This is a genomic window from Streptomyces akebiae (assembly GCF_019599145.1).
Classification (GTDB): domain Bacteria; phylum Actinomycetota; class Actinomycetes; order Streptomycetales; family Streptomycetaceae; genus Streptomyces; species Streptomyces akebiae.
In genome coordinates, this window is sequence record NZ_CP080647.1 from 131,882 (window position 1) to 145,608 (window position 13,727).

Annotated in this window: 12 protein-coding genes; 6 read left to right on the forward strand and 6 right to left on the reverse strand. The window is 70.5% G+C overall.

The annotated features are described in order from the left end of the window. Positions 1 to 130 precede the first annotated feature (130 nt). Entirely contained in the window at positions 131 to 523 is a 393-nt protein-coding gene (locus K1J60_RS00660; RefSeq protein WP_220644392.1) for a VOC family protein, read from the reverse strand. Positions 524 to 821: 298 nt separating this feature from the next. Here K1J60_RS00660 and K1J60_RS00665 point away from each other — a divergent pair, with 298 nt between their 5' ends. Then, positions 822 to 1,694, forward strand: coding sequence for a hypothetical protein (locus tag K1J60_RS00665; protein ID WP_220644393.1), 873 nt, complete (start codon positions 822 to 824; stop codon positions 1,692 to 1,694). 68 nt (positions 1,695 to 1,762) lie between these two features. On the opposite strand, the gene pntB is transcribed toward K1J60_RS00665, so the two are convergent. From pntB to K1J60_RS00680, 3 genes are all read right to left on the reverse strand, one after another. After that, positions 1,763 to 3,193 (reverse strand): Re/Si-specific NAD(P)(+) transhydrogenase subunit beta, encoded by a 1,431-nt coding sequence (pntB, locus tag K1J60_RS00670; RefSeq protein ID WP_220644394.1) that lies wholly within the window; start codon positions 3,191 to 3,193, stop codon positions 1,763 to 1,765. Between the two features lie 6 nt (positions 3,194 to 3,199). Continuing rightward, on the reverse strand, positions 3,200 to 4,759 hold the full coding sequence (locus K1J60_RS00675; RefSeq protein WP_220644395.1) for a Re/Si-specific NAD(P)(+) transhydrogenase subunit alpha: 1,560 nt from the start codon (positions 4,757 to 4,759) through the stop codon (positions 3,200 to 3,202). Positions 4,760 to 5,043: 284 nt separating this feature from the next. Beyond that, on the reverse strand, positions 5,044 to 6,186 hold the full coding sequence (locus tag K1J60_RS00680) for a substrate-binding domain-containing protein (RefSeq protein ID WP_220644396.1): 1,143 nt from the start codon (positions 6,184 to 6,186) through the stop codon (positions 5,044 to 5,046). 422 nt (positions 6,187 to 6,608) lie between these two features. On the opposite strand from K1J60_RS00680, the gene K1J60_RS00685 reads away from it, so the two are divergent. The 5 genes from K1J60_RS00685 (at position 6,609) to K1J60_RS00705 (ending at position 12,175) form a co-directional block, all read left to right on the forward strand. Next, positions 6,609 to 9,062, forward strand: a complete 2,454-nt coding sequence (locus tag K1J60_RS00685) for an ATP-binding protein (protein ID WP_220644397.1) — start codon at positions 6,609 to 6,611, stop codon at positions 9,060 to 9,062. Further along, complete coding sequence (locus K1J60_RS00690; protein WP_220644398.1) at positions 9,059 to 9,535, forward strand: roadblock/LC7 domain-containing protein; 477 nt, start codon at positions 9,059 to 9,061, stop codon at positions 9,533 to 9,535. The genes K1J60_RS00685 and K1J60_RS00690 overlap by 4 nt, the downstream gene beginning before the upstream one ends. 26 nt (positions 9,536 to 9,561) lie before the next feature. Next, on the forward strand, positions 9,562 to 10,008 hold the full coding sequence (locus K1J60_RS00695; protein WP_220644399.1) for a DUF742 domain-containing protein: 447 nt from the start codon (positions 9,562 to 9,564) through the stop codon (positions 10,006 to 10,008). Next, a complete protein-coding gene (locus K1J60_RS00700; RefSeq protein ID WP_220644400.1) occupies positions 9,956 to 10,582 on the forward strand; it encodes a GTP-binding protein in 627 nt (208 codons plus the stop codon). The genes K1J60_RS00695 and K1J60_RS00700 overlap by 53 nt, the downstream gene beginning before the upstream one ends. A gap of 162 nt (positions 10,583 to 10,744) precedes the next feature. Beyond that, positions 10,745 to 12,175, forward strand: coding sequence for a hypothetical protein (locus K1J60_RS00705; protein WP_259407492.1), 1,431 nt, complete (start codon positions 10,745 to 10,747; stop codon positions 12,173 to 12,175). A gap of 56 nt (positions 12,176 to 12,231) precedes the next feature. Here the strand turns inward: K1J60_RS00705 and K1J60_RS00710 are convergent, their stop codons facing one another. Both K1J60_RS00710 and K1J60_RS00715 read right to left on the reverse strand, forming a co-directional pair. Beyond that, the gene (locus K1J60_RS00710) at positions 12,232 to 12,468 is read right to left on the reverse strand and encodes a hypothetical protein (RefSeq protein WP_259407493.1); all 237 of its coding nucleotides are present in this window, start codon (positions 12,466 to 12,468) and stop codon (positions 12,232 to 12,234) included. 298 nt (positions 12,469 to 12,766) lie between these two features. Then, positions 12,767 to 13,570: a GntR family transcriptional regulator gene (locus K1J60_RS00715; protein ID WP_220644401.1), complete on the reverse strand. Its 804-nt coding sequence runs from the start codon at positions 13,568 to 13,570 to the stop codon at positions 12,767 to 12,769. Positions 13,571 to 13,727: the final 157 nt, after the last annotated feature.

Genomic DNA, 13,727 nt, shown 5'->3' on the forward strand with positions numbered 1-13,727 from the left:
GGTGAGGCCCCCGGAACCCCGCAGCGCCGTCCGGCGGGCACGCGCACTCCCTCCGGAGCACACGTGCCCGCCGGCACCGGAGCGTCACTCAGCTCGACGGGCCCCGTTCGTCAGTTCTCCTGGAGCTTCGTCAGTTCTCCTGGAGCACGGAGAGGACGTTCCCGGCGGGGTCGGTGAACCACGCGATCGCCGCGGGTCCGCCGTCGCCGACCCGGACGATGCCCTTCTCGTCGTGGTCGAATTCGGGATAGCGCTCAAGGTCGACGCCGCGCCGCACCAGTTCGTCGACGGCGGACTCGATGTCGTCCACGGGGAAGTTGAGCAGCGTGAACGTCGCGGGGGTGTGCGTCTCCTTCGGGTAGACGAAGACACGCGCGCCGCTGCCGAGTGTCAGGGTCAGCATGCGCATGTCCCCCTGCCCGGTCTCCTCCACCCGCAGCCCGAGAGTCTCCCCGTAGAACCGGCGGGCCTCGCCGAGGTCGTCGACCGCGAAGCCGCTGAACGCCTGTGTCTTTCCGAACATGCCGTGTCTCCTTCACGCGTGAGCGTCCCGAGAACGTCAGGGCACACCACACGCACCACGGCCTCCGGCACGCCACGCGGTCGACGTCCGGATGGTCGCGCGCCCGTCACCCGCACGAAGCGACGGCCGATGACCGGCCGGCCTTCTGGTCGGCCCACGGCCTGGTCCGCCGACGGCCGATCGCGCAAGGTCACCGCCTGTCCTTACGCAACACGAGTGAATCAGCCGACTTCCTCGCTCGGTGGCGCTGCGGGTTTCGTACGGTCTGTGTCGGGATCCGGCGGCCGTGGGAGGGGGGATGACGATGTTCGTCGGGCCGTCCGTCGGCTGCTTGGTGTTGACCCTCTCCCTGTTGCTCCGGGCCCGGGGCACGCGCGGGCGGGTGCGGACCCGCCTGCTCCTGGTGGCGGGTTCCGCGACCGCCGGGGGTGTCTATCGGGCCTCCCTCGTCGCGCTGACGGGCCAACCGTCACCGGCTCCGGACGCACCGGGGTCGGCGGGTCTGGCGCTGGTCGCCGGGGTGACGATCACGGTCGGGCTGGGGATGGCCGGTCTGGTGGTGGCGGCCGATGCCGGTACGGGCTGGCAGGCGTGGCTGCGACGCGTACTCGACGGGACCGTCATGGCCGGGGCCGTGTTCATGGCGGGGTGGGTGCTGTTGGGCAGGAGCGGTGACGGCTGGCGCCCGGAGACGGGGATGCTCGGCGTCCTGTGGGCCTCGGAAGTCGTGTTCCTCGGTTTTCTGCTCGCCCTGCGACGTCTCGTACGGGCCGATCAGCAGGCCACCTTGTGGGCAGCGATCCTCGGAGTGTTCCTCATGTTGATCGGCGACACCCTGCGCCTGGTGCGGGTCGGTGCGCCGGGCGAGGAGGCGATGTCCTCCCCCGTGGCCGATGTCTGCGCCACCGCGGGACTGCTGATCGTCGCTGTCGGCCCTTGGGTGGCCGGCGGGGACAGTGTCCTGGGCGCCGGCCGGCCGATGCTGCGATCGGGGATGGAAGGTGCCGCGGCGTTCATTCCCCTGACCGTCTGCACGGTGTCGGCGCTGGGCTACGCGCTGGCGCCTCTGACCGTCGACCCGGTACCGCTGCTGGTCGGCGGGATGGCTCTCCTCGGTCTCTGGGCCCGCCGGATCTGCCTGCCGAGCAGGACCGCGGGCAGGGACGACTGAGCGGTGCGGTGGTGCCGACGCGTGTCCCGGACGACGTACCGTCCGGGACACGCGTCGCACCTCTCGGTTCAGCGCGACGTGGCGGCCATCTCCGGCACCGGTGCGTCGAGGGCGTCGAGGCCGCGCACGATGTCCTCCACCCGCTGCTTGGCGTCGCCGAAGAGCATCTGGGTGTTCTCACGGAAGAACAGCGGGTTCTGCACGCCCGCGTAGCCGACGGCCATGGACCGCTTGAAGACCACCACATGGGCGGCCTCCCACACGTGCAGCACGGGCATGCCGGCGATGGGACTGGCCGGGTTGTCGATGGCGGCCGGGTTGACGGTGTCGTTGGCGCCGATGACGAGGACGACCGAGGTGGCGGGGAAGTCGTCGTTGATCTCGTCCATTTCGAGGACGATGTCGTACGGCACGCTGGCCTCGGCGAGCAGCACGTTCATGTGGCCGGGCAGCCGACCGGCGACGGGGTGGATGCCGAAGCGCACCTCGACGCCCCGCTCACGCAGTTTGCGGGCCAGTTCGGCCACCGGGTACTGCGCCTGGGCGACCGCCATGCCGTAGCCGGGCGCGATGATCACCGAGGAGGCGTCGCGCAGCAGCTCCGCCGTCTCCTCGGCGTTGATCTCCCGGTGTTCGCCCTGCTCGCCGTCGTCGGCCGCCGCGGGGGTGCCGAAGCCGCCCGCGATCACCGAGAGGAAGGAGCGGTTCATCGCCCTGCACATGATGTACGAGAGGTAGGCACCGGAGGAGCCGACGAGCGCGCCGGTGACGATGAGGAGGTTGTTGGCGAGGAGGAAACCTGAGGCCGCCGCGGCCCAGCCGGAGTAGCTGTTGAGCATGGAGACCACGACGGGCATGTCACCGCCGCCGATGGACGCGACCAGGTGCGCGCCGAGGGCGAGCGCGATCACGGTGACGGCGATGAGCAGGCCCATGCCGGGGCGGGCCACGAAGGCGACGGTGAGCACGACGAAGGCGACCAGGGCGCTCACGTTGAGGACGTGCTTGCCGGGCAGCACGAGGGGCCGGGAGTCGATGCGGGCCGAGAGCTTCAGGTACGCGACGACGGAGCCGGTGAAGGTGACGGCGCCGATGAACACGCCGATGAACACCTCGGCGTGGTGGATGCCCAGCAGGGACCCGGTCAGCTCCGGGTCGACGTCGAGGTAGCCGTTCCAGCCGACGAACGCGGCGGCGAGGCCGACGAGGCTGTGCATGATGGCGATCAGTTCGGGCATGCCGGTCATCTCGACGACCCGGGCACGCCACAGTCCGATGCCCGCGCCGAGGGCGGTGGCGACGGCGATCAGGACGAGGCCGGTGGCCGTGATGCTCCGGGAGGCGAGCCCGACGGTGGCGGCCAGGGCGATGGCCATGCCCGTGATGCCCCAGACGACTCCCGAGCGGGACGTCCGGTGCCGGGAGAGCCCGGCGAGGCTGAGGATGAACAGCAACGCGGCGACGACGTAGGCGGCTTCTGCGGCCGTGACGGTGGTCATCCCTGATCAGCCCTTCGAGAACATGCCGAGCATGCGGCGGGTGACGGCGAATCCGCCGAAGATGTTGATGCTCGCCAGCAGGATCGCGGCGAACGACAGCACGGTGACGGCGGTGTTCCCGTGCCCGATCTGCAGCAGCGCGCCGACCACGACGATCCCTGAGATGGCGTTGGTGACCGACATCAGCGGGGTGTGCAGCGCGTGGTGCACCTGCCCGATGACGTAGAAACCGATGACGATGGCCAGCACGAACACCGTGAAGTGGCCGATGAGTTCGCTCGGCGAGAAGGCGGTCACCAGGAACAGGGCGAGTGCTCCGGCACCGACGAGGGCGTAGGCGGACCAGGCCGGGCGCGCGGGCTTCGACGACGCCTCGGAGGAGGACGACGCCGGGGGTTCGGGGGCTCCGTCGGAGGTCTGCGCGGCGGACACCTGCACCGGGGGCGGGGGCCAGGTCTTCGCTCCGTCGCGGACCACGGTCATCGAGCGCTGCACGACATCGTCGAAGTCGAGGACGAGGCGGCCGTCCTTGCCGGGGGTGAGCAGCTTCATCAGATTGACGAGGTTGGTGCCGTACAGCTGGGAGGCCTGGGCGGGGAGTCGGCCGGGCAGGTCGGTGTAACCGATGATCGTCACGTCGTTGTCGGTGACGACGGCCTTGCCCGCGACCGTGCCCTCGACGTTGCCGCCCTGGGCGGCGGCCATGTCGACGATGACGCTGCCGGGCCGCATGCGCGCGACGTCCTGTGCGGTGATCAGCCTGGGCGCCGGACGGCCCGGGACGAGCGCGGTGGTGATGATGATGTCGACGTCGGCCGCCTGCTCGGTGTACAGCCGCTCGGCGAGCCGGTTGTAGTCGTCCGAGGTGGCCTTGGCATAGCCGTCGGTGCTGACTTCCTGTGCGGCGGAGACCGTGAGGAACTCGCCGCCCAGGGAGCGGACCTGCTCGGCGACCTCGGGCCGGGGGTCGGTGGCGCGGACCACGGCGCCGAGGCTGCGGGCCGCACCGATCGCCGCGAGTCCGGCGACCCCGGCGCCGGCCACCAGCACTTTGGCGGGCGGCACCTTGCCGGCGGCGGTCACCTGGCCGGTGAAGAAGCGTCCGAAGGCGTGGGCGGCCTCGACGACGGCACGGTATCCGGCGATGTTCGCCATCGAGCTGAGGACGTCCAGCGACTGGGCCCGGGAGATGCGGGGCACAGCGTCCATGGCGAGGACGGTGACGGGCCGCCGGGCCAGTTCCTCGACCAGTTCCGGGTTGAGGGCCGGGCTGATCAGCGCGATCAGCGTCGCCCCGTCGCGCAGTCGGCCGATCTCCTCGGTGGAGGGGCCGTTCACCTTGAGCACGATCTCCGCCGCCCACGGATCGCCGAGCCGGGCGCCGGCCTCCTGGTAGGCCGCGTCGGAGAAGCGGGACGACTCCCCCGCCCCCGGTTCGACGACCACGTGGTACCCGAGCGCGACGAGTCTGCCCACGGTGACCGGCGTCGCCGCCACCCTGGTCTCGCCCGCGGTGGACTCGGCCGGGACGCCGATGCTCTGGGGTTCGGGTTCCACTTGGACCATCCTCTGCCTCTCTTCCCTGGGGTTCCTGTTCCCGCTTGATGACCCATGCCCCATGAGTACGGGGTGGATACGGGACCGGTGCACTCAATCGCGCGTCCGGCGGCCGAGGTTGATGCCGCCGAGGACGACGACAGGCAGGGCACGGGACAGCGGCTCAGCCAAGACGCGGCTGGGGCCACGACTCGGGGGACCGGCATGTGGTCCTGCGATCGGAGCTGGTCGTACGTCAGTCGACCACGGACTCGGCGTGGCGCCGGGCCTGCCCGTCCGCGCCTTCGTCGGCCTTACTTGTCCCAGATCTTGCGGTAGGCCTCACGGTAACCCTCCGAGTCCCAGGACAGCGCGCCGCCGCTGTTGTTCGCGGTGGTGATGTGGACGGGGGCGACATAACCGCTGGCCGGCTCGCCCGCGAAGGCGCGGTTGAACTCGTCGATGATCTGCCATCCCTGTTCGGACAGCGGCTCGGGAACGGTGGCGGACTGGAACTGCTTGCCGTTGATCCGCTCGAAGGCCGACGGATCGCCGTCACCGGCACCGATGTTGAAGGGGGCGCCGCCGCCCTTGTGACCAGCGGCACGCAGCGCCGGTGCCGCGTGGTCGAAGTACAGGTCGTTGATGGCGGCGGAGTAGGTCCATCTGTCGCCGAAGCGGGATTGGAGGGAGGCGACCTTGTCGACGGTGCGGCTGTTGGCCTCCGGGATGGGGATGTCCTCGTAGCTGAGCAGTTCCACGTCGGAGCAGGTGGCGAGTCTCTTCCTGATCAGATCGGACTTCCGCTTGGCGAACGGTATGGAGGCGTCGGTGAACAGCACCACGCCGGCGTGGCCGGCTGACCGGGCGATGATCCAGTCGGCGCTGATCTCCGCGACCTCCTCGACCCTGGTGGTGACGTTGCTGAAGAGCTTCGGATCCGTGCTGGGGCCTGGGGTGGCCGCGGCGTGCCAGCCGATGAGCGGGATGCCGGCGGCGTTCGCCTGATCGGCCCGCTCGGTCACGGACTTGGGGTCGAATCCGCCGATGACGATGCCGGAGGGTTTGGAGGCTAGGGCTTCGGCGAAGGCACTCCGGATCCCGGCGGGCGTGCCCTGACCGTCGAAGGTGTGCACGTCCCAGCCGATGACCTCGGCCGCTTCCTGGACGCCCTTGGCGACACCGGAGACACCGGGGTTGGTCATGGTCTGGGCGACGTAGGCGATGGTCTTGCCGGGGACCGCGTCGGGCCCTCTGGTGGGGCCGCCCCAGGGGGCGTTGATGTCCTCGGCCGCTTTGACGGCCTGTCGCGCCTCGGCGAGGACGGCAGGGCAACCCGGCTCCCGCGAACCGGCGCTGGACACCTGGGTGGTCGAGTCGCTGTCACAGCCTGCGACAGCAGAGGCCACGACCAGGATCGCGACGGCTGCCGCGGTCGCTCTGCGGGTGGGATGCACGGGGTCTCCTCAACTGGACACGAGGGGGTACGGGTTGTGTGGGGGGAGGAGAACGATCCGGCAGACGGCCGGAGGCGCGACGACGCCTGCACGTCGGCCTCGGACCGGGGCCCGGCGGGTTGTCGCGGTGGGAATGTAGCAGGGTCCCGGCCAGGCCCTCCACGGCGGTCGCATCGCTCAGTAGGCGCGTGCGAACAATTCGTAATCAATTCTTGATTACACACAGACTCAAAGCGATCACACAGGCGGTAGTCTCCCACCGACCAGATCCGGACACATGACGTGATCCCGTCGGTCCAGCTGCCTGTCCGCTCGCTCAGCCCGGCGACACCGTGCGAGCGTCGGGCTCTTGCCCGGTCGTTGACGGTTCTTCGGCAACGACACCGCGGACGCCACTCACCCGAACATCGAAGGAGGCCAGCGTGCCCACGGACGCAGTGGAGCCGCCGCCCGGACGCCGGGACCGGACTCCTCCGTTCCGCAGGAAGTCGGGAGCATTTCTCGCCCGGTGGCCGTTCCGGCGGAAACTCAACGTCCTCGTCATCGCACCCATCGCCGTTGTCGGCGCGCTGCTCACCATCGGCGTCACCGACCAGATGGAGCAGGCCCGCGGCGCCGACCGGGTCGCGGAACTCGTGCGCGACAGCGAGCAGGTCGCGACCCTCATCAACGACGTACAGGCCGAACACCGGCTGGCACTGCTGCTGTCCGTGCAGTACGAGGCGACCCGCCCCGGAGACGCCCGGCCGTCCACCAGCGCCTACCGCGAGGCACAGCGGGCCACCGACGCACAAGTCGCCGCCGTGCGCTCCGCGTTCGGGTCGAGCCTGCCGGCCGAGGAGAAGCAGGCTCTCGAATACATCACCGGTCTGGACATCCTGCGCGAGAAGCTCGGCCGGGACTACGTGCCCGCGGCCAACATCGATCCCGCCTACGCCGCCGCCGTCGGCTACCTGATCGACGGCATCGGGCTCGACCGCTTCTCCACGACCTCGACGTCCCCGGTCACCAACCTGCTGGACACGATCCTGCGCGCCGACGCGGCCCACGCGGCGTTCGAGAGCGCGGTGTTCTCCGCCCAGACCCCGGACGCGAACGCCCTCACCGAGTACACCCGCGCGGCCGGCGCCCACGAGCTGTACACCTACCAGGCGGACCGCTTCAGCCGGATCGCCACGCCGGGGCAGGTGCTGAGCATGGCCGGCATCGAGCGCAGCGCCGAGACGAACGGCATCACCTCCCAGTTCGCGGAACTCCAGATCGAACCGGGCGCGCTGCAGTCGCAGACGACGCGGGAACTGCGCAAGAAGATCACCACCGGCGAGCGGCAGGCCGCGACCCGTCTCGGCATCACCCGGACACTGATCGAGCAGACTGCCGCACGAGCCGACTCCGCGTCCGCGAGTGCCCTGTACAAGGCATGGATTCTGCTCGGTGTGGCGTTGCTCGGCTTCGCCGCGTGGCTGGGGTTCTGCGTGCTGGTGCGACGCTCGGTGATCCGTCCCCTCACGGCCCTGACGGGATCGGCCCAGCAGGTGGTCGAGGCCGCCGACGAGGAGCTCGCCCGGGTCGGGGACGACGAGCTCGCCGACAGCGCCCCGTTCAGCCCTCGGGCGATTCCGGTCCCGGTGCGCGACGAGATCGGCGAGCTGGCCGAGGCCTTCAACCGCGTGCAGGTCACCGCCGCCGCGCTGCTGGAGCGGCAGGTGCTCAGCCGCCGCAACATCGCCGAGATGTTCGGCAACGTCGGTCGCAGGGTCAGCAATCTGACAACACGCCAGCTGCTGCTGATCGACGCCGTCGAACGCGAGGAGACCGACCCCGACCTCCTCGACCGGCTCTACCGCATCGACCACATCGCCGTACGGCTCCAGCGCAACGCCGACAGCCTGATGCTGCTCGCCGGAATCCGGGAGACCGACGTCGAGGCACGGCCGACCACCCTGGCCGACGCCATACGCTCCGGACTCGGCCGCATCGAGGGATACCAGCGGGTGTCCCTGCGCTCGGAGACGGATGTCACCGTGGGGCCCGACATCATCGGCGACCTGACCCTGTTGCTCGCCGAACTGATGGAGAACGCGGTCTCCTTCTCCCCGTCCGACACCACCGTCGAGGTGGTCGTCCGGCCCGGCACCGACGTCACCAAGGACGGCGGGGCACTGATCGAGGTCATCGACCACGGCCTCGGCATGAGCGCGGAACGCCTCGCGGAGGAGAACGCCCGCCTCGTCCGCCGGGAACGCCTCGACCTGGTACCGACCAAGGTGCTCGGCCTCTTCGTGGTCGGCAGCCTCGCCCGCAACCTGGGGCTCCAGGTGACCCTGAGCCGTACCTCGGGCGGCGGCGTCACCAGCACCGTCTGGATCCCGTCCACGCTCCTGCTGACGATGAGCCCGCTGGACACCGCACCGGCTGCCTCCGACCTTGCGCCACCCGCGGCACGGTCCACGACGACGCCCGAACCGAAGCCGGAGCGGAAGACCGTCGTACCCGTGCCGGCCACCGGCACCACCCCCGAGCGGCGGCCGATCGTCCGGTCCCCGCGAAGTGACCTGCCCCGGCGCATCCCGCCCCACGGCGGCACGACCAGGGCCGACACCCTCGACACCGCCGACGGACCTCCCCCGGCCGCGACGACCCGGCCACTGCGGCGCCGTGTGCGCGGCGCGACCCTCTCCGTGGCCACCCTCGCCGCGGACCGGGGCGTCACGGCGGACCGGCAACCCGCCGACGCCGACGCCGTCCGCGCGGAGCTGGACGAGTTCGAGGCTGCCGTACGCAGAGCCGAACAGGACAGCGCCGCGCCCCCGCAGACGCCCGACACCACCGCGACACGGGAAAACCTCAGAAGTCCAGAAGGAGACCGGCAGTGACCCCGTCGACAGATGACAGCACCTCCGAACAGGTGAAGCCCACCGACCTGCGCACCGCAGCGGACGACTTCACCTGGCTGCTCGACCGCTTCGCCACGGAGACCGCCGGCGTCGTCGACGCCATAGCCGTGTCCTCCGACGGGCTGTTGATCGCTGTCTCCCAACTCCGCGACAGGGCCGACTCCGAGCGGCTCGCCGCGATCGTGTCCGGCATCACCAGCCTCGCCGCCGGGGTCTCCGGCAACTACGCGCTGGGCGGCCTCAACAAGGTCATCATCGACCTGGAAGGCGGCCACGTACTGGTCTCCGCCATCGGCAACGGAGCAGTGCTGGGCGTCGTCGCCTCCAAGGAGGCGAAACTGGGCAACATCGCCTACGAGATGACGCTCTTCGCCAACCGCGCCGGAGCCGCGCTCACTCCCCAACTGGTGATGGAGCTGAAGAACAACGTCGGCTCCGCGGCAGCCGGCTGAACCACCCCACGAGGCAGGAGGTCGCCATGGCCGTCGGTGGGCGAGAACCACATGAGACAGCGGAAGACACTCGGAGCAGCCCGCCGGACCCGGTCGGACGCGCCCCCGCGGTACGGCCGTTCCTGCTGACCGCGGGCCGGGTGTCGGGGGCGGACACGGCGGCCCCCCTCCCGATCGAGACCCAGATCGTGTCGACCTCCGCCGGACTCTCCGTCCTCGGCGCGCTCACCTTCGAACGCCACGACATCGTCGCCGCGTGCCGACAGCCGCAGTCGGTCGCCGAACTGGCCGCCCGTCTGCGACTGCACCTCAACGTGGTCCGGGTGCTCGCCGAGGATCTGTGTGCCGCGGGACACCTGGCGGTCCACGTGCCGCACGCCAGGATCGCCCAGGACATCTCCGTACTGCGAAGGGTCATCAATGGTCTCCGTGCCGTCCCCGACTCCACGGGCACACTCCGCGACAGCGGCTGAGCAGGCGCGGCAACAGCCGCCGCTGCCGGTCAAGCTGGTCATCGCCGGCGGCTTCGGGGTCGGCAAGACCACCACCGTGGGCGCGATCTCCGAGATACGGCCCCTCACCACGGAAGCCGCCATCACCGAGGTCGCCGCAGGCGTCGACGACCTCACCCACACACCCGACAAGACCACCACCACCGTCGCCATGGACTTCGGCTGCATCACCCTCGACCCGACTCTGAAGCTGTACCTGTTCGGAACTCCGGGCCAGGACCGCTTCGGCTTCATGTGGGACGACATCGTCGACGGCGCCCTGGGGGCGCTGGTCATCGTCGACACCCGCCGCCTCGACGACTGCTACGCCGCCGTCGACTACTTCGAGCACAGACGCATCCCCTTCGCCGTCGCCGTCAACGCCTTCGACGGAGAGATCGAGCACGACCTGGACGAGGTGAGGTGGGCACTGGACGTCGCCGAGCACGTACCTCTGGTCGTCTTCGACGCCCGCAGGACCGGCTCGGTCCGAGACGCCCTCCTCGTCGTGCTCGACGTCGCCCTCTCCCGCGCCGAAGCGGCCGCGGCGACATGACGGCGGCGCGGCTGCGGCCGAGGAGCACACCGACATCACGGGGGCGTTCGAATTGACACGGAAAGTAATAGATCGCGTACTAGGCGTGAGGGGCTCTTGCCGCGGCGCGCCGCTGCGGCGCGCTCCGCCCCGCCCACCCCTCTCCTCCCTCTTGGAGCCGCGATGACGGTGCAACCGCAGCAGATGACCGACCAGACCGTTCTGGTGTACGCCAGCGATCCCGGAGAACCCCCCGGCGTCACGCCGGTACGCCATCCCGTGCCGCAACTCGAGACGCAGCCCTTTCCGACCGCCATCGCCCAGCCCGCCCCGCAGCCGGACAGCGCCGGGCCGGGCACTCCCGCGTTCCGCTACTGGGTGGCCGCCGACGCGCTCAGCAGCGGCAGCCGGATGTGGGGCGCGCTGGTTCCGTCGGGAACGCAGTGGGTGCCCTCGGTCGGACGCGTGCTCACCGCGCACCTCGACGTGGGTGTCGGCCTCAACGCCTTCTACACCCGCACGGGCCTGGAGTTCTTCCACCGGACCGTGGCGGGCGTGGAGGTCTTCTCGGCCCAGAGCCCCGAGATCGTGCGGCACGAGTTGGGCCACGCGGTGCTCGACGCCCTGCGCCCCCAGCTGTGGAACGCGGCGATGCACGAGGCCGACGGCGCGCACGAGGCGGTCGGCGACATCAGCGCGCTGCTGACCGCCCTGCAGTTCGAGTCACTGCGGGTCACCGTCCTGACCGAGACCCAGGGCAACCTGGAGCTGTCCTCACAGCTGTCGAGGATGGCCGAACAACTGGGCTGGGCGATCCGCCAGCGCAAACCGGACACGGTCGACCCCGACTGCCTGCGCAACATGTCCAACCACTTCTTCTACCGCGACCCGGTGCAATTGCCGCCGGACGGGCCCGCGAACACGCTGACCAGTGGGCCGCACTCGTTCTCCCGCGTGTTCAGCGGCGCGTTCCTGAAGGCCCTCGCCGGAATCTTCCGACAGCAGCCCGCACAGGACCAGGCCGCCCTGGCTAGGGCAGGGGAGATCGCCGGTCAGCTGCTGGTGGACGCCATCGTGGCCGCCCCCGTGGTGTCCGCCTACTACGCGCAGCTCGCGGGGCACATGATCGCCGCCGACCAGCGTCGGTTCGGCGGCGCCCACGGCCAGGCCCTGCGCTCGGCCTTCGTCCGGCACGGGATCCTGTCCCTGGAAGCCGCCACGTCCCTCACCGCCGCCGAGGTGGCGCGCCGGGGCGCCGGTCTCGCCGAGGCGATGCCCGGTGGAAGCGACGAGCAGGGCCTCACGACCGTCACCGTCCAGGGGATGGCGTACGGCATCAAGGGGCCGCTCGTCCTCAACGCGCCGGGAGAGGTGCGACGGTTCGGCATCGCCGGCTCCGATCCCGTCGGCGGCTCGCTGCGACCCGCCGATCCCGAGCAGGTCGCCACGTCCTACCTCGAGGACCTCTTGCGCCGCGGCCGGGTCGACGTACCCCAGGAGTACCGCTCCGACACGGCGGTCGTCGACGACAACCCGTCCCGGTTCACGACGCACGAGATCGCCCGCAGCGAGGCGGCCGAGGGCCTGGCCCTGGTCCGGCGCCGCTTCGCCTGATCTGTCGCAAGGTCGACAGTCGACCGGTCAGGCGGACGGTCGGGGCAGGCAGACTGTCAGCCGCGGAAGCGCAGACGACGGACGGTGAGCCGTCCGTCGTCCTCGCGCCTGACGACGTGCGTCGTACCGGGCGTCGGCTCCTCGCCCTCGTACACCGCTTCTCCCCGCGCCAGCAGATCATCGATGTACTTCTCCGCGGCCCGGCGCTCGGCGTCGTCGGCCGGGTCGCCCGCATCCGGGTCCCGAGCAGGAGTGCTGTCACGGTCGGCACCCATGTCCTCGTTCATGCTCATATGCCGAACTTTATCCCGGTGGCGTTCCCGGTCCGCGTGGAGTGGCAGCCGTACATCCCGGGGCCAGCCGTTCAGTCGGGTGAACTGACGCAGGAAGCGCTCACAGCGTGCGGCAAGGCTCTCGCCACGGTCGGACAGGCGCGTGAGTTCGTCGGCGTCGACGAACTCGCCACCGCCCAGGCTGCCGGCGGCCAGTGGAACTGCCGTTGCACGCGCCGACCAGCGTGGCGCCCAGCTGATCGAATCCGCGGTCGCCCCGCGCCCGTGCCCCACTCGCGCGCTGCGGGGCCGGGCCCCGTCAGGACTGGCCGTTCGCCGCGATGCCCAGGGCCGTCCGGGTGGCGGCGGGTTCGTACTCGGGGGCGATGTCCGCCAGGACGCTCAGCGCGGTGCGTGCCAGATGACGGGCGACCACGCGTGCCGCTTCGGCCGGGTCGCTCTGGCGCAGTGCCTCCAGGAGCGCTTCGTGCTCGGCGTACGCCTTGCCCCAGGTAGTGGGCGCGCCCAGTTGAGCCAGGCGGATGTAACGCTCGCTGTGCTCGCCGAGCGACGCGAGCATGCGCTGCAGGTGGGGCCCCACCGCCTGGGTGGCGATGCCGTGGAACTCGTGGTGCGCCGCGTGCCACTCGTCCGGATCTTCGTCGACGGTCACCCCCTGCATCCGCTTCAGGGCGTCACTCATGCGCTCGATGTCCACGGCCGTGAACGACTTGGCCGTCATGCTGACGGCGAGCGTTTCGAGCATGATGCGAGCGCCGTAGACGGCGTCCAGGTCCTCGGGGTCCACCGCCCGCACCCGGGCTCGCTGGTCGGGCCGGGCGTCGATGAGCCCCTCTTCCTGGAGCAGCCGGAACGCCTCGCGCATGGGCGTACGGCTGACGCCCAGTTTCCGGGCCATCTCGGCCTGGAGCAGTACCGACCCCGGAGGCAGTTCGCCGTTGAGGATCATGGCGCGCAGCCGGCCGTGCACATCGAGAGCCAGGCGGCGGCCGCCCGCGGCGGCCGCGGGGCTTCCGCCCGACGGCACGGATCGGGCCTGTCCGTCGTTCGCCTCGTCGACCGGCTGCTGGTCCTCGGGGGACTCGTTTCTGCTCCTGCTCACGCCGACAGTCTACCCAGGGTGTATGCAGACGAAGCGGCAGGCCACCTCAACTACGCGACTGTGGCTCGCCCACGTGGTTCCGTTCAGGATCGGACGGGGTGTGACTGTATCCACCTGTGGGGTCTCGGCGACCTGGGTCCCGATCCATGGCGCGCGG

Coding starts and splice junctions, on each gene's coding strand:
- K1J60_RS00660 (WP_220644392.1), bottom strand. CDS start 523: ATGTTCGGAAAGACACAGGCGTTCAGCGGCTTCGCGGTCGACGACCTC.
- K1J60_RS00665 (WP_220644393.1), top strand. CDS start 822: ATGACGATGTTCGTCGGGCCGTCCGTCGGCTGCTTGGTGTTGACCCTC.
- pntB (WP_220644394.1), bottom strand. CDS start 3,193: ATGACCACCGTCACGGCCGCAGAAGCCGCCTACGTCGTCGCCGCGTTG.
- K1J60_RS00675 (WP_220644395.1), bottom strand. CDS start 4,759: ATGGTCCAAGTGGAACCCGAACCCCAGAGCATCGGCGTCCCGGCCGAG.
- K1J60_RS00695 (WP_220644399.1), top strand. CDS start 9,562: ATGGCCGTCGGTGGGCGAGAACCACATGAGACAGCGGAAGACACTCGG.
- K1J60_RS00700 (WP_220644400.1), top strand. CDS start 9,956: ATGGTCTCCGTGCCGTCCCCGACTCCACGGGCACACTCCGCGACAGCG.
- K1J60_RS00705 (WP_259407492.1), top strand. CDS start 10,745: ATGACGGTGCAACCGCAGCAGATGACCGACCAGACCGTTCTGGTGTAC.
- K1J60_RS00710 (WP_259407493.1), bottom strand. CDS start 12,468: ATGAGCATGAACGAGGACATGGGTGCCGACCGTGACAGCACTCCTGCT.